Genomic DNA, 20,176 nt, shown 5'->3' with positions numbered 1-20,176 from the left:
GGCGCTCAGGGCGTGTAGCCGGAGATGATCCCGCCGTCGGCCGTCTGGACGTACATCGCGCCGCCCGCGTACAGCGGCGGGCTCAGCTCGGGGAAGGCGTCGGTGCCGTCGGGGTTCCCGTCCGTCGGGAGGTCCTTGGTGCGGACGCTGTCGGCGTCGCCGGTCAGGGCCATGCCCTTGATGTCGTACGCGCCCACGGACAGCACGCGTCGGCCCGACAGGGCGACCGCCCTGACCTCCTGGGCCGCGGGCCGGTCCCACAGCTCCTTGCCGGTGGCCCAGTCGTAGCCGATCAGGCGCTGCATCGAGGAGAGGGTCCTGTCCGGGTTGGCGGTGGTGACGACCAGGACGCCCGCGTCGCCGACGACCGGCGGCAGCAGCGGGGTCCTGCCGCCCGCCAGGGTCCGCTTCGTCCGCAGGGACGCCGGGTCGAGCTCGCGCACGCCCGCCTCGGTGCTGCTCCAGCACACGACGGACGAGCGGTAGCCGATGAGGGTGTCGCAGTCCGTCCCGGCGGACTTGGCCCTGGGGGAGCCGTCATCGGCCGCGAGCGCGGTCACGCCGCCGCCCTCGAACGGCACGTACACCGTGTCGTTCCGCACGAGGAGCGGGACCAGCGGCTGCGGCTTGCGCATGCGCTTGCGCCACAGGCGGTGGCCGTCGCTCGCGCGGTGGGCGCTCAGGACGGCCGGGTCGCTGTCGTCCTGCGGGTCGATGTCCAGGTTCAGCTCGACGGTGTAGACCACGCCCTTCGCGTACGTCAGGTTGACGAGGCCCCTGTTCGCGGGCAGGCGGTGGCGCCACAGGACGCGGCCCGACGCGGCGTCGACGGCGGTGGTGCCGAGCGCCGACGGCACGAAGACGCGCTGGCCGTCGGAGTCCGGCGGGGTCTCCTGGCGGATGTTCTGCAGGTCCCCGTCGAGGCCCTCGGACGTCCACTTGTGCGCGCCGGTCGACGCGTCCAGGGCGGTGGCCGCGCCGGTGCCGTCCCGGCAGACCAGGGCCCGCTTCACCAGGACGCAGCCGCGGCCCAGGTCGTCGAGGCCGCGGGGCTTGGGCTTCGTCCACGGCTTCCAGCCGGCGGGCCTGCCGCCCGCGTCGGTGGCGGACGCGCCGAACTCGCCGTTGTGGGAGGCGTTGCCGTACCAGCTGGTGACGGCGGGCGTGGCGGGGCGCTTCGGGGAGGTGCCGCCCGCGCCGCCCGCGCCCCCTGAGTCTCCCGCGCCCCCGCCCCCGGAGGATCCCCCTGACGACCCCGCCGACGACCCGACCCCGCCGTCGGCCAGGTCAGGGCCGTCGTCGCCCCGCAGCCCCGGCAGATACACCGCGGCGAGGGCCACGGCCACGCCCGCGGCCGCCGCGGCGGTGATCCACGGCCAGGCGCGGCGCCGCCCGGCACCGGACGCCACGGGAGAGGTGAGCGCCGCGGGGGGCGTGCCCGGCGCCACCGGGCGCGGCAGGTCGTGGGCGGTCGGCGACGGCGGCACCACGAGCCGCGGCGCCCCCTCCGTCGAGGTCTCCGCGGCCGCGAACGAGGCCCGCTCCAGGTCCTGTCGGCGCCGGTCCACGGCTTCGCGGTGCTCGGCGAAGAGGGAGAGGACCGGGGCGGGCCAGGGCACGGGGGCGTCGCCCTCCGCGAGGCGCCGGGCGAGGGCGTCCGGCGTGGGGCGCTCGCCCGGCGCGACCCGCAGGCACTCGGCGATCGGCTCCCGGAGCTCCGCCGGTACGCGCGACAGGTCGGCGTCGCCCTGGACGATGCGGAAGATGACCGAGGCGACCTCCTCGTCGTCGAAGGGGCCGCGGCCCGTCGCCGCGAAGCACAGCACCGCACCGAGCGAGAACACGTCCGACCTCGGCACCACCGCGTGGCTGCCCTCCACCTGCTCGGGAGCGAGGAAGCCGGGCGTGCCGACGATGACGCCGGTGCTCGTCAGGGCCGTCGCGTCGAAGGCCTGCGCGATGCCGAAGTCGATGAGCTTCGGCCCGTCCGCGGTGAGCAGGACGTTGGCGGGCTTCAGGTCGCGGTGCAGGACCTCGGCCGCGTGCACCGCGCCGAGGGCCCGCGCGAGCCCCGCGCCGAGCGCCCGGACCGCGTCGACGGGCAGTGGACCGCACCGCGCGACGGTCTCGGCGAGCGAGGGGCCCGGCACGAACTCCGTGGCGAGCCACGGCACTTCGGCGTCCGCGTCCCCGCCGACGAGGGCCGCCGTGCCCGCGCCCGTCACGGCGCGCGCGGCCGCGATCTCGCGCCGGAAGCGCACCCGGAAGCCGTCGTCGAGGTCGAGCCCCTCGCGGACGGTCTTCACGGCGACCAGCGGCGCGCCCGGACGCGGCTCGCGGGCGAGGAACACCTCACCCATGCCGCCCGCGCCGATCCTGGAGAGCAGGCGGTAGGGGCCGACGTGCCGGGGCGGTCCGGGCAGGGGGTCGAGAAGCGGCAACGGTCCTCCAGGTCGGGCGGGCACGGGTCGGCGAGGGAAGGCGACGGGCGACGGGCAACAGGCAGGCGTGACAGGGGGGTGGCGTCAGGAGCCCGACGGGACCGGCACCGACACCACCGTCCCCTGGTCGTACACGATGTGCGCGACCCCGCCGAGCGCCAGGAGCACCGGCGGCTGCAGCACGTCGGCGACCACCATCCCGAGGTCCTGCGAGTCCGGCGCGGGCTCGGTGCGGTCGCCCGGCGCGCCCGGCACCCGCGTCGCCCGCTCGGTGCCGCCCGCCGTCAGGGGCAGCGACACGAGACGGGAGTTGTCCGCGTACAGCGCCCGGTCGCCGTCCACGAGGAGCGGTCCCGTCGAGACGAGGCGCTCGACGCTGCCGCCCTGGTGCGCACGCCCGGAAGCGGAGCCCTGCTTCGCCTTGCGGATCACCTTGCCGTTCGCCGGGTCGGCCACCAGGACCGCGCGCGTGTCGCGGGACTGCACGACGGCGGCCTTCGGGCCGACCGCGCTGACCTGCATGCCCGACGACTGCTCCTGCGTGGCCTCGATGCCGAAGCCGCCGGTCTCCTTGAGGGTGCGCGGGTCCAGGCGCGAGACGCGCAGCTGCGGCTCGCTGGTCGGCGAGTCTAGGTCCGACGCGGCGTCGACGGACGCGACGCACAGGACCGGCGCGACGGCCCGCTCCGCGGACGTGCCGGGAGTGGCGCCGCCCCGCGTCATGAGGGTGCGGCAGCCGTTGCCCGGCAGCTGGTCGTTGCGGGCCCGCTCCGCGCCGGTCCTGACGTCGAGGGCGACGGCGGCGCCGCGCGTCGTCGCGTACACGAGGCCGTTCCGTACGAGCTGCGCGGTGTACGCGCCGTCCTCGGCCTTCGACAGCTCCTCGGACACGATCGGGGTGCTCCAGCGCGGCTTGCCGCCCTTGAGCGAGAACGCCCGCACGGACACGCCGGGCTGCCCGTCGTCGTACAGCGGGTGCTGGTCGGTGGCGATCACCATGTCGTCGTGCAGGAGCGGCACGCCGGTGAACGCGCCGCGCTCGGGCTCTGCCTCCCACTTCACCTTGCCCGTACGGGAGTCGCGTGCCTGGAGGCGGCCCTTGTGCGCGATGACGGCCGTGCCGCCGCGCAGCTGCGGCTTGAGCTGGTCGCCGGGCATGAAGAACCCGCCGGACGGGCTGATGTACGCCTCGTCGCCCACCTCTCCGTCGTCGGCGCCGCGCCCGTCCGCCCTCCACAGGCGGTGCCCGTCGGCGGCGCTCAGCGCCTCGTACGTGCCGTTGGTGAGCAGGCACACGATCGCCTCGGTGTCGGCCGCGCAGTCCATGGGCGTGTGCCCGAACCGGCCGCGCCACGGCTTCCAGCCGTCCGGGCGCTGCGCCGCCACCTGCGGTACGGCGCCGCTGCGGTCGGCGCCGCCGCGCTCGTCCACTCCGGCGAGGGCCGTCAACTCGGCCTTGGACAACGGGCTCTCGGGCCCCTTCCCGCTGGAGCCGGGGCGCCGGGCCCCGCCGCCGCTCGCGCCCCCGCCGTCGTCACCCCCGCCGTCACCTCCGCGCAGGGCGAGCAGTCCGCCGACGACACCGCCGACGACGGCGACCGCCACGAGGGCGGCCAGTATGCGGCCGCGGTGGGCGCGGTGGGCGCGGCGGGCGCGGGGCGGGGCCGGGGCGGGCGTGGGGGCGGAGGTTGCCCCGAGCGTGGGGAGTGCGTGCACGTCGAGTGGGGGAGCCGCACCCCCGGCGTCCGGCGCCTCGTGGGGTGCCTCGGCCCTCGCTTCGGATGGGGCTTCGCCCCTTTCCCCCTCCATTGCCGCTTCGCGGCTCGTCCTCAAACGCCGGACGGGCTGATTTGTCTGCGGCAGCAGGGGGCCTCCCGCCGCGCACACCTGCGCCACATCCCGCTCGACGTCGCGGATCAGCTCCGCCACCGCGTCCGGCCAGGGGAAGCCCGCGTCGGCGGCCGGGGCGGCGAGCCGGTCCGCGAGGGTCTCCGGGGCGGGGCGCGCGGCCGGGTCCTGCGCCAGGCAGTCCGCCAGGACCTCGCGCAGCTCCTCGGGCACGGCGTCGAGGTCGGCCTCGGCGCGCGTGACCCGGTACAGGACCGCCGCCACCGGGCCGTCACCGAACGGGTCGCGGCCCGACGCGGCGTAGGCGAGGACCGACGCGAGACAGAACACGTCGGACGCGGCGACGACATGGCGGCCGCCCGCGATGTGCTCGGGGGACATGAAGCCGGGCGTGCCGACGAGCAGGCCGGTGGACGTCACCGTCGTGGCGCCCTGGCTGCGGGCGACGCCGAAGTCGATGAGCTTCGGCCCGTCCGCGCCCAGCAGGACGTTCGCGGGCTTCAGGTCGCGGTGCAGGGCGCCCGCCGCGTGCACGGCGGCGAGCGCGCGGGCCAGCGCCGTCCCGAGCGCGGCGACCGCGTCGGCGGGCAGCGGGCCGCCCGCCCGCACCGCCTCGGCGAGGGTGGGCCCGGCGACGTACTCCGTGGCGAGCCACGGCTGTTCGGCGTCCGCGTCGCCCGCGACCAGGCGCGCCACATGGGGGCTCGTGACGGCCGTCGCCACGGCGATCTCGCGCCGGAAGCGGGTGCGGAACGCGGGCTCGCCCGCGACGTCCCCGCGGATGGCCTTGACGGCGACCAGGTCCCCGGGGTCGTACGCCCCGGCCGTCCCGTGCGGTCCGGCGAGGAACACCTCGCCCATGCCGCCCGCGCCGAGCCGCGCCAGCGTCTCGTACGGACCGAGCCGGCGTGGTGACGAATCCCGCAACTGGCCGATCATCCGCCCCGTCCCCCTTTGTCCCACTGTGAACTTGTGTGTGGCACCCTGAACTTCGGCCACCCTAGGTCACCTGGGCGCGCCCCCGCGCGCAGGGTGCGGCAGGTTCACGTCAGGGACGGTACCGGCTCGTGCGCTTCCCGCGCGCCGTGGTTGGGCGGCCCCCGCGCCGCTACCGTCGTGGCGACACGTGCGTCTTCCGACAGAGGTGCCTCCGTGAAAGCCATCCGTCGATTCACCGTACGTCCCGTCCTCCCCGCCCCCCTCGCGCCGCTCGCCGAACTCGCCCGCAACCTGCGCTGGTCCTGGCACGCCGGTACCCGCGACCTGTTCCGTGACGTCGACCGGGACCGGTGGGAGGCCTCGGGCGGCGACCCCGTGCGGCTGCTCGGCTCGGTGCCGCCCGCGCGGCTCGCCGAGCTCGCCGCCGACGAGGGCTTCCTGCGCCGCCTCGGCCGGGCCGCCGACGACCTGCGCGCCTACGTCACCGGGGCGCGCTGGTACCAGGAGCGGCAGGGCGAGGACGCGGGCGGCGAACTCCCGCGCGCCCTCGCCTACTTCTCGCCCGAGTTCGGCATCACGGCCGCGCTCCCGCAGTACTCCGGCGGCCTCGGCATCCTCGCCGGGGACCATCTGAAGGCGGCCAGCGACCTCGGCGTACCGCTCATCGGCGTCGGACTGCTCTACCGGCACGGCTACTTCCGGCAGTCCCTCACCCGTGACGGCTGGCAGCAGGAGCACTACCCCGTGCTCGACCCGCACGAGTTGCCCCTGACCCAGCTCACCGAGGACGACGGCACCCCCGCGCAGGTGCGGCTCGCCCTGCCCGGCGGCCGGGACCTGCGCGCGCACGTCTGGCAGGCGCAGGTCGGCCGGGTCCCGCTGCTCATGCTCGACTCGGACGTCGAGGAGAACGGCCGCGGCGAGCGCGACGTCACCGACCGGCTCTACGGCGGCGGCAGCGAGCACCGGCTGCTCCAGGAGATGCTGCTCGGCATCGGCGGCATACGGGCCGTACGGATGTACTGCCGCCGCACCGGCCACCCGGAGCCCGAGGTCTTCCACACCAACGAGGGACACGCGGGCTTCCTCGGCCTCGAACGCATCCATGAACGCGTCCGCGCGGGCCTCGACTTCGACTCCGCCCTGGAGTCCGTGCGCGGCGGCACCGTCTTCACCACCCACACGCCCGTGCCCGCGGGCATCGACCGCTTCGACCGCGAGCTGGTCGCCCACCACTTCGGGCCCGACGCCGAACTGCCCGGCATCGACGTCGAGTTGATCCTGCGGCTCGGCATGGAGACCTACCCCGGCGGCGAGCCGAACCTGTTCAACATGGCCGTGATGGGCCTGCGCCTGGCCCGCTGCGCCAACGGCGTGTCCACCCTGCACGGCAAGGTCAGCCGCGAGATGTTCCAGGGCCTGTGGCCGGGCTTCGACCCCGACGAGGTGCCCCTCACCTCGGTCACCAACGGGGTGCACGCGCCGACGTGGGTGGCCCCGGAGGTGTTCCGGCTCGGGGCGCGCCAGATCGGCGAGCGGCGCACCGACCACGCCCTGTCCGTCGGCGGCTCCGAGCGCTGGGACGCCGTCGCCGACATCCAGGACGCCGACATCTGGCAGCTCCGGCGCGAGCTGCGCGGCCAGCTCGTCGACGAGGTGCGCCGCCGCCTGCACGTGTCGTGGCGGCAGCGCGGCGCCGCCACCGCCGAGCTCGGCTGGATCGACGAGGTCCTCGACCCGGACGTCCTCACCATCGGCTTCGCCCGCCGCGTCCCCTCGTACAAGCGGCTCACGCTGATGCTGCGCGACCAGGACCGGCTCATGGAGCTGCTCACGCACCCCGAACGGCCCGTGCAGATCGTCGTCGCGGGCAAGGCGCACCCGGCCGACGACGGCGGCAAGCGGCTCATCCAGGACCTGGTGCGCTTCACCGACGACCCGAGGGTGCGCCACCGGATCGTCTTCCTGCCGGACTACGGCATGGCGATGGCGCAGAAGCTGTACGCGGGCTGCGACGTGTGGCTCAACAATCCGCTGCGGCCCCTGGAGGCGTGCGGCACCTCCGGCATGAAGGCCGCCCTGAACGGCTGCCTCAACCTGTCGGTCCTCGACGGCTGGTGGGACGAGTGGTTCGAGCCGGACTTCGGCTGGGCCATCCCCACCGCCGACGGCGCCGCGACCGACGACCACCGCCGCGACGACCTGGAGGCCGCCGCCCTGTACGACCTCCTGGAGCGGCGCGTCGCCCCGCGCTTCTACGAGCACGGCCCCGGCGGCCTGCCCGACCGCTGGATCGAGATGGTCCGCAGGACCCTGACCCGGCTCGGCCCGAAGGTCCTCGCGGGGCGCATGGTGCGCGAGTACGTGGAGCGCCTGTACGTTCCGGCCGCGCGCGCCCACCGGCTGCTCGAGGGGGACTCCGCGACCGCGCTCGCCGCCTGGAAGTCCCGCGTCCGCGCCGCCTGGCCGGGCGTCGCCGTCGACCACGTCGAGACCACCGCGGCGTCCGCCACTGCTGAACTGGGTGCCACGCTCGCCCTGCGGGTCCGCGTCCAGCTCGGCGAGCTGACCCCGGACGACGTGGAGGTCCAGGCCGTCGCGGGCCGCGTGGACGCCGACGACCACCTCACGGACGCGACCCCGGTCCCACTGAAGCCCGCCTCCGCCCCCGACGCCGAGGGCAGACTCCTCTACGAGGGCCCCCTGACCCTGGACCGCCCGGGCCCGTTCGGCTACACGGTCCGAGTCCTCCCGACCCACCGCCTCCTGGCGGGCTCCGCGGACCTGGGCCTAGTAGCAGTACCGCCGGAGGCGACGGGGGAGGAGGCAGGGGTCCTGATGAGGTAGGGGGCGAGGAGGCGCCCCGAAGGGGCGCGGGGCTGTGTCTATTTGCGGCTCCGCCGCGTGGGCGCGCCCAGCCACAAACAGCCCGCAGATAGAGCACTACGTGGTACGGGCGGCACCCGGGGTGTGGTTCCCCCGGATGCCGCCCGGTTCAAGAGGGCAAAGCCCCGTTACTTGACGTTCACGCCGGTCCACGCGGCGGCCACAGCCTTCTGCTCCGCAGAGTCGGCCCCGTACAGATCGCCCGCGGCCTTGACGGTGTCCTTGCGCGCCTGCGCGTAGTCCGTCGTCGTCGTGAAGTACGTCGTCAGGGCCTTGAACCAGATCTTCGCGGCCTTGTCGCGCCCGATGCCGGTGACCTTGGAGCCGTCCTTGGTCGGGCTGTTGTACGTCACGCCGTCGATCGTCTTCTGTCCGCTGCCCTCGGACAGCAGGTAGAAGAAGTGGTTGGCGATGCCGGAGGAGTAGTGCACGTCGACGTTGCCGGCGTTGCTGCTCCAGTAGTCCAGGGACGAGCCGTCCTTGGAGGGCTTGTCCATGTAGCGCAGCGGCGTGCCGTCGCCGTTGATGTCGATCTTCTCGCCGACGAGGTAGTCGCCCTTGTCGGTGGCGTTCTTGGCGTTGAACTCCACCGCCGCGGCGAAGATGTCGCTGGTGGCCTCGTTCAGGCCGCCGGACTCGCCGCTGTACTCCATGTTGCCGGTGGCGGAGGTGACGCCGTGGGTCATCTCGTGCGCGGCCACGTCGATGGACGTGAGCGGCTTGGCGTTGCCCTCGCCGTCGCCGTACGTCATGCAGAAGCAGGAGTCCTGCCAGAACGCGTTGACGTAGGCGTTGCCGTAGTGCACGCGGGACGTGGCGCCCTTGCCGTCGCCCTTGATGCCGCTGCGGCCGTGCACGTTCTTGTAGTAGTCCCAGGTGAGCCCGGCGCCGTAGGCGGCGTCGACGGCGGCGGTCTGGGTGTTGGACGGCTTGCCCGTGCCCCAGACGTCGTCGGCGTCGGTGTACAGCTTGCCGCCGCTGGAGCCGTGGTTCAGGTCGTACGTCTTGTGGTTGCCGCGCCCCTTGTCGGTCAGCTGGTAGGTGCTGCCGCTCTTCACGGAGCCGACCGTGACCTTGCCGCTGTACTGGCTGTTGCCGGTGCCGTTCTCGACGGCCTGGTACTGGAAGAGCTTCGCGCCGGTGGCCGCGTCGGTGATGACGTGCAGCTCGCTCGGCGTGCCGTCCTTCTGCACGCCGGTGACGACCGTCTCGAACGCCAGGGTCGGCTTGCCCTTGGCCGCCCAGATGACCTTGCGGGGGGCGTTGGCGTCGGCCTTCTTGGTCTCGCCGGTCTTCGCCGCCGTGGACTCGGCGGACTTCGCGACCGACTTGGGGGCGAGTCTCGCGGTGGTGGAGGCCACCTTGATGGACGCCTTGGTGGCCTTGCTGACGCCCTTCACGGAGCCGTTCTTCGCGGTGTGGACGACCAGGTCGCCACCGAGGACCGGCAGGCCCTCGTAGGTGCGCTCGTAGCGGGTGTGGACGGTGCCGTCGCGGTCCTTGACGACGTCGCGGACGACCAGCTTCTCCTTGGCGCCGAGGCCGATCTCGTCGGCGGTGGCGGCGGCCTTGGCCTCGGCGCTCTTCAGGAGTCCGGTGCGGGCGGACGCGGAGATCTGGGCGGGCGACGCGGCGGGCGCGGAGGCCGCGGCCTTGTCGGTGTCGGTCTGTGCTGAGGCGCCGGTGGTGAGTCCGGCGGTGAGCAGCGCTCCCGCGGCGACCGCGGTGGCTATGGCCAGGGTGGAACGCTTCCTCGGCAGGTGGGGGGTCACGCAAGCTCCTTGGGTGGGGGAAGCCCGGGTGGCATGGGGGACCACCCGGGCAAGAAAGTGCTGTGCGGGTACTCGTGTGCCGTGCTGTGCCGTGCGGGGGAAGCGTGCCATTTGGGCCAGGTACATGTCAGGACCTTGATTGAATGTTGGCCAAATTGCGTTCGTTGGCCGAAGGTCAAGGTCCGTAATGCGAACAGAGCGTGAACTGCGGCGCCACTCCGGGGGGTTGGCGGTGCCGGGCTCTCCGGAGCGGCGCCCGTTCGGTGGCCGTCGGGGCCGGAATCAACCGGTCCGCACGTCGGTTATGGCCGAGAACCGACGTTGACAGCGGCCCAGGCGTTCGCGACCGCCGTGTACTCGGCGCTCGACGTGCCGTACAGCTCACCTGCGGCAGCAAGCGTTCCGGTACGCGCCGCGGCGTAGTTGGTGGTCGTGTTGAACTTCGTGGTGAGCGCCCTGAACCAGATCTTCGCGGCCTTGTCGATACCGATTCCGGTCACGGGCTTGTTGTCGTACGTCGGCGAGTTGTAGGAGACGCCGTTGATGACCTTGGCGCCGCTGCCCTCGCTCAGCAGGTAGAAGAAGTGGTTGGCGATGCCGGAGGAGTAGTGGACGTCGACGCTGCCGGCGCTGCTGCTCCAGTTGTCCAGGGACCTGCCGTCCTTGGAGGGCTTGTCCATGTAGCGCAGCGGCGTGCCGTTGCCCCGGATGTCGATCTTCTCGCCGACGAGGTAGTCGCCGACGTCGCTCGGGTTCTTGGCGTTGAACTCGACGGCGGCGGCGAAGATGTCGCTGGTCGCCTCGTTCAGACCGCCCGGCTCGCGGCTGTACTGCATGTTGCCGGTCGCGGACGTCACGCCGTGGGTCATCTCGTGGGCGGCGACGTCGATGGACGTGAGCGGCTTGGCGTTGTTCGTACCGTCGCCGTACGTCATGCAGAAGCAGGAGTCCTGCCAGAACGCGTTGACGTAGTTGTTGCCGTAGTGCACGCGGGACGTGGCGCCCCTGCCGTCGTTCTTGATGCCGTTGCGGCCGTGCACGGTCTTGTAGTAGTCCCAGGTCAGCGCCGCGCCGTAGTGGGCGTCCGCGCCCGCGGTCTCGGCGTTGGAGGCCTGGCCGTTGCCCCAGATGTCGTCCGGGCCCGAGAACAGCGTGCCGGTGCCGGACGTGCCGCGGTTGAGGTTGGTCGTCTTGTGGTTGCCGCGCGCGGTGTCGGTCAGCGTGTACTGCGAGCCCGACTGCTGCGTGGTGAGCTGGACCTGGCCGCTGTACTGCGTGTTGCCGGTGCCGTTGTGGACGCCCTGCCACTGGCGGAGCTTCTTGCCCGTGGCGGCGTCGGTCACGACGTGCAGCTCGTTCGGCGTGCCGTCCTGCTGCAGGCCGCCGACCACGGTCTCGTACGCGAGCGTGGCCTTGCCGTCGACCAGCCAGATCACCTTGCGCGGGGCCCGGTCCGCCTTGACCTTGGTGGCGCGCTCGGCCTTCGCGGCGCCCAGGGCCTGCTTCTCGGCCGTGGCGGCCTTGACCTCGGCGCCGGTGTCGACGCCCGCGAGGCGGGCCTTCGACGCGCGGTTGACGTCCTTGACCTTGCCCGCCTTGTCGGTGGCGACGACCAGGTCGCCGCCGAGGACGGGGAGCCCGGCGTAGGTGCGCTCGTAGCGGGTGTGCGTGGTGCCGTCACGGTCCTTGACGACGTCGCGGACGACCAGCTTCTCCTTGGCGCCGAGGCCGAGCTCCGCGGCCGTCGCGGCCTTGCCCGCGTCCGCGTCGCGGAGCAGCTCCGCGCGCTGCGACGGGGTCAGCTTCTGCGGCAGCGCCCCGGCGTTCGCCTTGGTGGGGGAGGCGCCCGGGTCGGCCGATGCCGTGGTGGCCTGGACGGTGACGCCGAGCAGGGCGGCGGCGGAGACGAACGCGCCGATCGCGGTGGCGCGCCGACGGACGGATCGTCTGCGGGATGTGGGGGATGTGCTCACACGGACTCCTTCTGCGGGCCGCGGCGTGCGCGGCCGGGGGCGACCGGGCGGCGGGTGACCGTCCGGGGCAGAGCAGGGCAGTACGTGGTGCGGGAGCCGCGGGCGCGTGACCGTGGGACGGGTGCGCGGGCCGTGCGACTGGTGAGGGGAAGAGTGCCATTCGAGACAGGTACATGTCATTCACCTGGCGTACTTTGGCTGGAAAACGTCCGGTGCGCGTGTTCGGGCGTCCGGTATGCGGGCGCAAAGGGCCGACGTCACAGGGGAGTTCAGCCGTCAGGGGTGCCAGGTCTGTCAACGTGGAAGGTGAGAACGGTGAATGTCTCGCCAGGCTCTGGCCGACGGGCCCAGGAGCGGGTGGTGAAGGTGTGCAACCGGGCGCGGTCGAGGGCGAAGCGGGGGAGCGTGACGCCGAATTCGTCGGCGATCGCCGTCAAGGCCGCTGCCTCACCGGGCAGTCGGTGATGCCGCCCGCCGCCGCGGAGCTCGGGGAACAGGCGGTGCGGGTCCAGCGCCTCCGGTATCTCCCCGGAGTGCTCGCACGACTCGCCCTGGATCGTGTACGCGTACCGCTCCTCGCCGTGCTCCGCGACGGAGAGGTGGAACAGGGCGCCCCGGTCGAACCGGTCGGACGAGCCCCAGACCACTACGGCACGCCCGTGCCGGGACGCGGCGACCGCCGGGGACGTGAACCGCTCCGCGTCGAACCCGCGCGGCTCACCGTCGTACGCGAAGCTCCAGCCGTCCCCGGCACGCCCCACGGCGACCAGCGGCTCGTCGTCGAACGTGGACACCAAGTACGCGTAGTAGGCCGGGGACGACGGGTCCGCGTCGGGCGGGCGCGACTTCCGGTCCTCTCTGTCCGCCCACCAGGCCCGGCGGGCGTCCCACAGCCTCATCGGCTCACGCAGCGCCCCGTCCTCCTCGGCGCCGATGAGACCGGGCAGCGCGGCGGGCTCCACGCCCTCGACGAGGACGAAGCGGTAGCTCTCGCGCCGGTTCTCAGGCCGCTCGGCGAGCCACGCCAGGCCGCCGGGGTCCTCGTCGACCGCCGCGCTCGTGGCGCCGGTCGCCGCCTCGCCCCTGGGCGTGGCGAGCAGCGCCCGGCCGCGCGTCTGCGTGAGCAGCGGCCCGAGAAGCGGGTCGGCGGTGAGGCCGACCGGCGCGAGGTGGTCGGGGCCCAGCGGCCGCCACTGCGGCAGCGCGGCGAGCAGAGTCCGCCAGGCCGCGTCCGTGTCGCCCCAGCGCGCCTGCTCCCGGGCCGTGGCCACGGCGTCGCCGAAGAGTCCCGGCGCCGTGCAGACGTACGTGCCCGCCCGTAATCGCTCAAGGAGGTCCCGCTCAAGCGCGAGCACCTCGGCGGCGCCGCCGCGCACATGGGACTCGTACGCGCCGTTGCCCCAGTGCCGGTCGATGCGCTCGGCGAGCACCGCGGGCAGCAGGTCCGGCGCGTACACCGGGTCAGCGGCGAGGCCGCCGAAGTACGTGCTGTACCGGTCGCCGAGGAACCACTTGAGCTGGTCCCGCAGGGCCCCGGCGCGGGGCCTGCCGAAGTCCAGTGCCTCCGCGAGCGCCGCGTCGGCCCGCTCGAAGTCCCCGCGCAGCGCGTCCACGCGGGCCCCCTCGACCCGCGCGTCCAGCGCCTCGGTGGTGGCGTTCACGAACGCGGGGCCCTCGTCCCTGCCCGCCGCCAGGTGGTGGAACTGCCGGTACATGGCCTGCATGAACTCCCGGAAGCTCCCGTGCCGTTCGGGTGGCTCGGCCCGCCACGGCGCCCAGGTGTACACCGCCCACTCGCCGTGCTCGTCCACGTCCTCCGGGTCGAGGGCCACGGACGTGGCGTCGGACTCCACGTCGAGGCCGAGCCCCCGGGACCAGACCGTGGCCCCCCGGATCTCCTCCGGCGGCGCGTCCTCGTCCAGATGCTCAAGGAACATCGCGCTGAGGCCGCGCTCGTCCTGCTGCCACCGCGCGTCCTCCGTGCCCGCGAGCAGCATCACGAACCCGCCCGCGTGCCGCCAGCCGTCGCTGACCTCCAGGAAGGTCCGGTACGACGGCGGCAGCCTGCGCCCCATCCGCTCCTCAAGGGCCGTTATCCGCGCGGGCGTCGCGGGTGCGAAGCCCAGCCAGCGGGCGCGCAGCGCCTCCTCGTCGCCGTCGCACTCCAGGTCGTCCGGATCGCACGCGTCCGCCCACTCCCCGCTCCACCGCGTGAGGAACGGCCGCCAGTCGAAGTCCGTGCCAGACATCTCAGCCATACGTGCGATCGTCGCACCCGGCACTGACAATCCCAGGTCGTCGCAGGTCGGTGCAGGTCGGCGCGGGCGCCGGGGCCTCAGCCCGCCAGGCTGTCCCGCCACGCCCGGTGCAGGTCCGCGAACGGGCCCGTGCCCGCGATGAGTTCGGCCGGAGTGCCGTCCTCCACGATGCGGCCGTGCTCCATCACCAGGACCCGGTCGGCGATCTCCACCGTGGAGAGCCGGTGGGCGATCACCACCGCCGTGCGGCCGCGCAGGACCGTGTCCATGGCGCGCTGCACGGCCCGCTCGCCCGGGATGTCCAGGGAGCTGGTGGCCTCGTCCAGGATCAGCACCGCCGGGTCCGCGAGCAGGGCCCGGGCGAACGCGACCAGCTGGCGCTGACCGGCCGAGATGCGCCCGCCCCGCTTGCGTACGTCCGTGTCGTACCCGTCGGGCAGGGACGCGATGAAGTCATGGGCGCCGATGGCCTTCGCGGCGCGCTCGATGTCCTCGCGCGTGGCGTCCGGGCGGCCGATCGCGATGTTCTCCGCGACCGTGCCGGAGAACAGGAACGCCTCCTGCGTGACCATCACGACGCCGCGTCTGAGCTCGGCGGTCTCCAGCTCGCGCAGGTCGACGCCGTCGAGCAGGACCCGGCCCGCGCTGGGGTCGTACAGCCGCGCGAGCAGCTTGGCGAGCGTCGACTTGCCCGCGCCCGTCGAGCCGACGACGGCCACCGTCTGCCCGGCGGGCAGCGTCAGGTCGAAGCGCGGCAGGACCTCGCCGCCCGTCCGGTACGCGAACCGCACGCCGTCGAACTCGACGGCGCGGCCCGGGTATTCGGAGGCCAGCGCGGGCAGCGGCCGCGCGGCCTCCGGGGCGGGCTCCGGCACGGACGGGGTCTGTGCGAGCAGCCCGGCGATCTTCTCCAGGGACGCCGCCGCCGACTGGTACGAGTTGAGGAACATCCCGAGCCGGTCGATCGGGTCGTACAGGCGCCGCAGATACAGCACGGCGGCGGCGAGCACGCCCAGTTCGAGGCCGCCGTCGGCGACGCGGTGCGCGCCCCACAGGACGATCCCGGCGACGGCGGTGTTCGCGACGAGCCGGGAGCCCACCACATAGCGGGCCATTTCAAGCAGCGCGTCCCCGTTGGTGCGCTCGTGCCGGCGGTTCAGCTCGGCGAACTGCTCGTCGTTGGCCCGCTCCCGCCGGAACGCCCGCACCGGCCGGATGCCGTTCATCGTCTCCGTGAACTTCACGATCACGGCGGCGATGGCGGTCGAGCGGGCCCGGTACACCTTGCCCGCGCGGCGCTGGTAGAGCCGGATCAGCAGATACAGCGGTACGAAGGACGCCACCGCGACGCCGCCGAGCCCGACGTCGAGCCAGAGCAGCATCGCCGCGATGTAGACGAACGACACGACGACGGTGAGCAGCTCCTGCAACCCCTCCTCAAGGAGTTCGCGCAGCGACTCCACGTCCGTCGTGGACCGCGAGATGAGCCGTCCCGACGTGTACCGCTCGTGGAAGTCCACGCTGAGCGCCTGCGCGTGCCGGAAGATCCGCCCGCGCAGGTCGAGCAGCACGTCCTGGTTGACGCGCGCCGACGCCACGATGAAGGCGTACTGGAACGCGCCGGCCGCCGCCGCGCACAGCGCGTACCCGACGCCGACGGCGATCAGCGGGCCGTAGTCGTCCCGGCGCACCGCGGGCACGGCCCGGTCGATGGCGTACGCGACGAGCAGCGGGCCCGCCTGGATGACGGCCTGCTGGACCAGGAGCAGCACGGCGGCGAGCGTGACGCGTGCGCGCCGGGGTGCGAGCAGGGACCGCAGGAGGCGCCCGGTCGCGCCCGGGGGCGCGGGCAGGGTGTCCTGGTCGAAGTCGTCGGGGGCGGGCGTATCGGACCCGGCTGTCTGCCCCGTCTGCCCCGTCTGCGCCGTCTCCGCTGTCTCTGCCGTCTCTGCCGTCTCTGCCGTCTTCTGCGTGTCCGCCGTGTTCGCGGTGCTCACCGTTCCGTCCCCCCAGACATCAGCCAGGCGTACTCCGCGTTGTCCCGCAGCAGTTCTTGATGGGTGCCGACGGCCGTGATCCGGCCCTCGGAGAGCAGGGCGACGCGGTCCGCGAGCAGCACCGTCGACGGGCGGTGCGCCACCACCAGGGCCGTGGTGTCCTTCAGGACCCGCCGCAGCGCCGCCTCGACGAGCGCCTCCGTGTGCACGTCGAGCGCGGAGAGCGGGTCGTCGAGGATGAGGAAGCGCGGCCGCCCCGCGACGGCGCGGGCGAGCGCGAGCCGCTGCCGCTGGCCGCCGGACAGGCTCAGGCCCTGCTCGCCCACCTGGGTCGCGGCCCCCTGCGGCAGCCGCTGCACGAAGTCGGCCTGCGCCACCGCGAGGGCGCGGTCCAGCTCCCGCTCCCCGGCGTCCGCGTCGGCCCCCATGAGTACGTTCTCGCCGACCGACGCGGAGAACAGCGTCGGCTCCTCGAACGCCACGGACACCAGCTCGCGCACCCGCTCCCTCGGCAGCGCCGCGATGTCCTGGCCGTCGAGCGTGATGCGGCCGCCGCTGACGTCGTGCAGACGGGGTACGAGGGCGGTGAGCGTGGTCTTGCCGCTGCCCGTCGCACCGACGAGCGCCATGGTCTCGCCGGGGCGGATGTGCAGGTCGACGCCGTCCAGGGTCGGCGGTGAGCCGTCGGGGGCGTCGGGATAGCGGAAGGAGACCCTCTCGAAACGAATCCCCCCGGAGCCCCCGGAGCCCCCGGAGCCACCAGGGCCCGCGGAGCCACCAGGGCCCCCGGAGCCGCCGGAGCCGTCGGCGTCCGCCTCACCCCGGGCCCCGGGCACCGACCCCCCGCTCGACACGCCCTCGCCCTCGCCTTCGCCCTCGTCGGACTCCCGCTCCGCGTCCAGGACTTCGAAGTACCGCTCGGTCGCCGTCGCCGCCTCCTGGCTCATCGCGAGCAGGAACCCGATCGACTCCACCGGCCAGCGCAGCGCGAGCGCGGTGGACAGGAACGCCACAAGCGTGCCCGCCGACAGGTCGCCGTCCGCCACCTGCACCGACCCGAGGACGAGCGCGGCGCCGATCGCCAGCTCCGGCAGCGCCATGATCACGCCGTAGATGGCGGCGAGCAGCCGCGCCTTGGCCAGCTCCGTGCCGCGCAGCGTCCGCGACAGCTCGCGGAACGCCCGCGCCTGGCTGCGGTGGCGCCCGAAGCCCTTGATGATCCGGATGCCGAGCACGCTCTCCTCGACGACCGTCGTCAGATCGCCGACCTGGTCCTGCGCGCGCCGCGCCACCGCCGCGTACCGCCCCTCGAAGTACGCGAGGAACACCACCATCGGCAGCACCGGGGCGAGCAGCACGAGGCCGAGCGTCCAGTCCTGCGCGAGCATGATGATCATGCCGACGAGGATCGTCGCGCCGTTCACCACCAGGAACGTCAGCGGGAACGCCAGGAACATGCGCAGCAGCATCAGGTCGGTCGTGCCGCGCGAGAGCAGCTGGCCCGACGCCCACCGGTCGTGGAACTCCACGGGCACGCGCTGGAGATGGCGGAACAGGTCGGCCCGCATCGAGGCCTCCACGCCCGCGAGGGGCCGCGCCACCAGCCAGCGCCGGAAGCCGAAGAGCAGCGCCTCCGCGATGCCGAGCGCCAGCAGGAGCAGCGCGCCGAGCCACACCCCCGCCGTGTCCCCGTCGGCCACCGGGCCGTCCACCATCCACTTCAGGACGAGCGGGAACAGCAATCCCGTACAGGACGCGACGACCGCGACAAAAGCCGCGCTGAACAGGCGGGTTCGGATGGGACGCACATACGGCCACAGCCGGGTGAGCGTCCGCGCGGCCGAGCGGCCGCCGGGTTCCTTGGCGGGTGCAGGTGTCGTGGACATCAGGGGTGAGCCTACGTTTCACCACTGACACAGCCCACTGAGTTTCGACCCAGGTGCGGTCGTCCGCTGGACCTAGGGCGCGCCGGGAAGGGGTGGGGAACCCAGGGTCGACCTCACGGGAGGGGGTGCGGGCATGAGCCCCGCCGCCATCCCGCACGGCGTCACCCCGCACGCCGCCGGGCGGCCGCTCACGCGTACGTGCCCCCGGCAACGAGCCGCTGAGCTCCCGCGAACGGGAAGTGCTCACGCTCGTCGCCAGGGGCACGTCCAACCGTGACATCGCCAAGGAGCTGTTCAGCAGCGAGGCCACGATCAAGACCCATCTCACCCATGTGTACGGCAAGTTGGGCGTCAAGGACCGGGCCGCGGCCGTGGCGGAGGGCTACCGCCGGGGCATTGTGGGCTGACCCTCCGCCACGGTCGGGCTGGATCCGGTCCTCAGGAGCCGCGCACCCCCCGGGGCGCGACCCGCTCAGCCCTGGGTCCTCACACGCGCTCCCACAGCGCGGGTGTGTTCGGGGGCTCCCAGCCCGGTTGTGCCTGGTGCGGCTGCAGGCAGCGGTAGGTCGCGCCGTCGTACGTGACCGAGTCACCGGTCGCGTAGACGGTGCCCGCCGCCCAGGTGCCGCTGGGGTCACCGGGGTCCGGGTCCTGACCGCCCGTGGTGCGCAGCGTCAGCTGGTACTGCTGGAGCAGCGGGTTGATCGGCTGGTGGAACGTCGTCCCGCCGGAGCTGCAGTTGCCGGAACCGCCCGAGGTGACGCCCTGCGCCTGGCTGCCCGAGATGTACGAGCCGCCGGAGTCGCCGGGCTCGGCGCACACCGTGGTGCGGGTGACGCCGTTGATGGTGCCCTCGGGGTACGTGACGCTGGTGTTGTGCTGCGAGATGGTCCCGCAGTGCCAGCCGGTGGTCGATCCGGAGCGGCAGATCGAGCCACCGACCGGCGACTGCGTCGAGCCCGTGACACCCACCTGCTGTCCGCCCTGGCCCTTGACGTACGGGGTGGCCGTCCACTGCGAGTTGGTGGCGACCCACGCCATGTCACGGCCTGGGAAGATCGAAGCGCGGAAGGTGCCCTGGGCCACTCGGTTGTAGCCCTGGGTCGCGGTGCCCGCACGACCGCAGTGGCCCGCGGTGGCGAAGCCCTGCGTCGTGCCTTGTGTGATGGAGAACCCGACGGAGCAGCGTCCGCCCATGTAGTACGCGTCGCCGCCGACGATGTCGTACAGCGCCCGCGGCCGGTCCTTGGTCTTCTCCACGCGTACGAGGGAGGAGTCCACGCCCGCCGCGGCGACGAACTTGTGGGCGGCGGAGGCCTTGACGGCGTTCACGACGACCGCGTTCGTCCGTACGTCGACGTACCAGACCGGCGCGTCCAGGGTCCTGGCCGACTTCGCGGCCCGGTCGAGCCGGGCCTTGGCGGCGTCGAGCTGCGCGACGGAGTGCCGCACGACCTGCGCCCGCGCACCCTCGGCCTTGATCCTCTCGATGTCCCTGGCGTCGGTGGTCGCGACCGTGAGCGTGCCCGAGGTGGCGCCGTGCACCCAGGCGCCCGCGAAGTCCTTGCCGAGGGCATTCTGCAGGGTGCCGGCGGTGGCCCCTGCCTGCGCCTCGTTGACCAGGCGGGCCTTGGCCTGTGCGGGGGTCAGGCCAAGGTCGCGCTGCATCGCCTTCAGGACCTCGGGCGAGGTCTTGCCGACGGCGGCGGTGTCCGCGGAGGTGGCGGGGGGCGACGGGTTCGTCTGGGCGGAGGCCGAGCCGGGGAGTCCGGCCAGTACGAGCGCACCGGCGGCGGCGAGTGCGGCGCCCGCCGCCGTGAGGCCGCGGCGGTTCCTACAGTGCGGGACGCGCGGGGAGGCATGTCTGAGCTGCATGGGGGTCTCCTCGATGTCAATCGGGGAGGGAGGGATCCGGGAAGCGGGGAAGCGGGATCCTTCTCTCTCCGGTCGACCACACCGTAGAAGCGTCAACAGCCACCTAGAAGATGCCAGTTACCCCCCTGCCACAACGTTATGACCCACCCACCCTTCCCTGTGGCCGCACCCCACCCTCCCCCAGGGGCTCCGCCCCCGGACCCCCTTCTCTCCGGCGCTGCGCGCCTCGCCCTCAAACGCCGGGCGGGCTGATTCCCCCACCCGCCCGCCCTTTCCCAGGGGCTCCGCCCCCGGACCCCCT

The 20,176-nt window shown here is 73.5% G+C and carries 9 protein-coding genes and 1 pseudogene; 2 read left to right on the top strand and 8 right to left on the bottom strand.

Annotated elements, in window-relative coordinates; genetic code table 11:
• Nucleotides 1-5: 5 nt before the first annotated feature.
• Both ACFWZ5_RS13855 and ACFWZ5_RS13850 read right to left on the bottom strand, forming a co-directional pair.
• Nucleotides 6-2,441: a PQQ-binding-like beta-propeller repeat protein gene (locus ACFWZ5_RS13855; RefSeq protein WP_384798230.1), complete on the bottom strand. Its 2,436-nt coding sequence runs from the start codon at nt 2,439-2,441 to the stop codon at nt 6-8.
• An 84-nt stretch (nt 2,442-2,525) separates the two neighbouring features.
• Nucleotides 2,526-5,228 carry a protein kinase gene (locus tag ACFWZ5_RS13850; protein WP_384890732.1) on the bottom strand — a complete coding sequence of 901 codons (2,703 nt, stop codon included), beginning with the start codon at nt 5,226-5,228 and terminating at the stop codon, nt 2,526-2,528.
• A 213-nt stretch (nt 5,229-5,441) separates the two neighbouring features.
• Between ACFWZ5_RS13850 and glgP the strand changes: the two genes are divergently transcribed.
• Nucleotides 5,442-8,075 carry an alpha-glucan family phosphorylase gene (gene glgP, locus ACFWZ5_RS13845; protein WP_384798224.1) on the top strand — a complete coding sequence of 878 codons (2,634 nt, stop codon included), beginning with the start codon at nt 5,442-5,444 and terminating at the stop codon, nt 8,073-8,075.
• A gap of 167 nt (nt 8,076-8,242) precedes the next feature.
• Here glgP and ACFWZ5_RS13840 read toward each other — a convergent pair whose 3' ends face one another.
• The 5 genes from ACFWZ5_RS13840 to ACFWZ5_RS13820 all read right to left on the bottom strand — a co-directional run bounded on the left by ACFWZ5_RS13840 (nt 8,243) and on the right by ACFWZ5_RS13820 (nt 18,000).
• A complete protein-coding gene (locus ACFWZ5_RS13840; protein WP_384798221.1) occupies nt 8,243-9,886 on the bottom strand; it encodes a M4 family metallopeptidase in 1,644 nt (547 codons plus the stop codon).
• 302 nt (nt 9,887-10,188) lie between these two features.
• Nucleotides 10,189-11,859, bottom strand: coding sequence for a M4 family metallopeptidase (locus tag ACFWZ5_RS13835; RefSeq protein ID WP_384798218.1), 1,671 nt, complete (start codon nt 11,857-11,859; stop codon nt 10,189-10,191).
• 269 nt (nt 11,860-12,128) lie between these two features.
• Entirely contained in the window at nt 12,129-14,117 is a 1,989-nt protein-coding gene (locus ACFWZ5_RS13830; RefSeq protein WP_384798215.1) for an SMI1/KNR4 family protein, read from the bottom strand.
• Between the two features lie 77 nt (nt 14,118-14,194).
• Entirely contained in the window at nt 14,195-16,114 is a 1,920-nt protein-coding gene (locus ACFWZ5_RS13825; protein WP_384798212.1) for an ABC transporter ATP-binding protein, read from the bottom strand.
• Nucleotides 16,111-18,000, bottom strand: a complete 1,890-nt coding sequence (locus ACFWZ5_RS13820; RefSeq protein WP_384798209.1) for an ABC transporter ATP-binding protein — start codon at nt 17,998-18,000, stop codon at nt 16,111-16,113. The genes ACFWZ5_RS13825 and ACFWZ5_RS13820 overlap by 4 nt, the downstream gene beginning before the upstream one ends.
• 197 nt (nt 18,001-18,197) lie before the next feature.
• Between ACFWZ5_RS13820 and ACFWZ5_RS13815 the strand changes: the two are divergent.
• Nucleotides 18,198-18,407, top strand: a pseudogene (locus ACFWZ5_RS13815) (response regulator transcription factor); the annotation flags it as partial.
• Nucleotides 18,408-18,486: 79 nt separating this feature from the next.
• Here the strand turns inward: ACFWZ5_RS13815 and ACFWZ5_RS13810 are convergent.
• Nucleotides 18,487-19,875 (bottom strand): carbohydrate-binding protein, encoded by a 1,389-nt coding sequence (locus tag ACFWZ5_RS13810; protein WP_384798206.1) that lies wholly within the window; start codon nt 19,873-19,875, stop codon nt 18,487-18,489.
• Nucleotides 19,876-20,176 lie beyond the last annotated feature (301 nt).

Source organism: Streptomyces sp. NPDC059003, assembly GCF_042740445.1.
Classification (GTDB): domain Bacteria; phylum Actinomycetota; class Actinomycetes; order Streptomycetales; family Streptomycetaceae; genus Streptomyces.
The sequence above is the reverse complement of the archived record's forward strand: the minus strand, read 5'-3'. Positions and strand labels throughout refer to the sequence as shown.

Coding starts and splice junctions, on each gene's coding strand:
- ACFWZ5_RS13810 (WP_384798206.1), bottom strand. CDS start 19,875: ATGCAGCTCAGACATGCCTCCCCGCGCGTCCCGCACTGTAGGAACCGC.
- ACFWZ5_RS13850 (WP_384890732.1), bottom strand. CDS start 5,228: ATGATCGGCCAGTTGCGGGATTCGTCACCACGCCGGCTCGGTCCGTAC.
- ACFWZ5_RS13820 (WP_384798209.1), bottom strand. CDS start 18,000: ATGTCCACGACACCTGCACCCGCCAAGGAACCCGGCGGCCGCTCGGCC.
- ACFWZ5_RS13830 (WP_384798215.1), bottom strand. CDS start 14,117: ATGGCTGAGATGTCTGGCACGGACTTCGACTGGCGGCCGTTCCTCACG.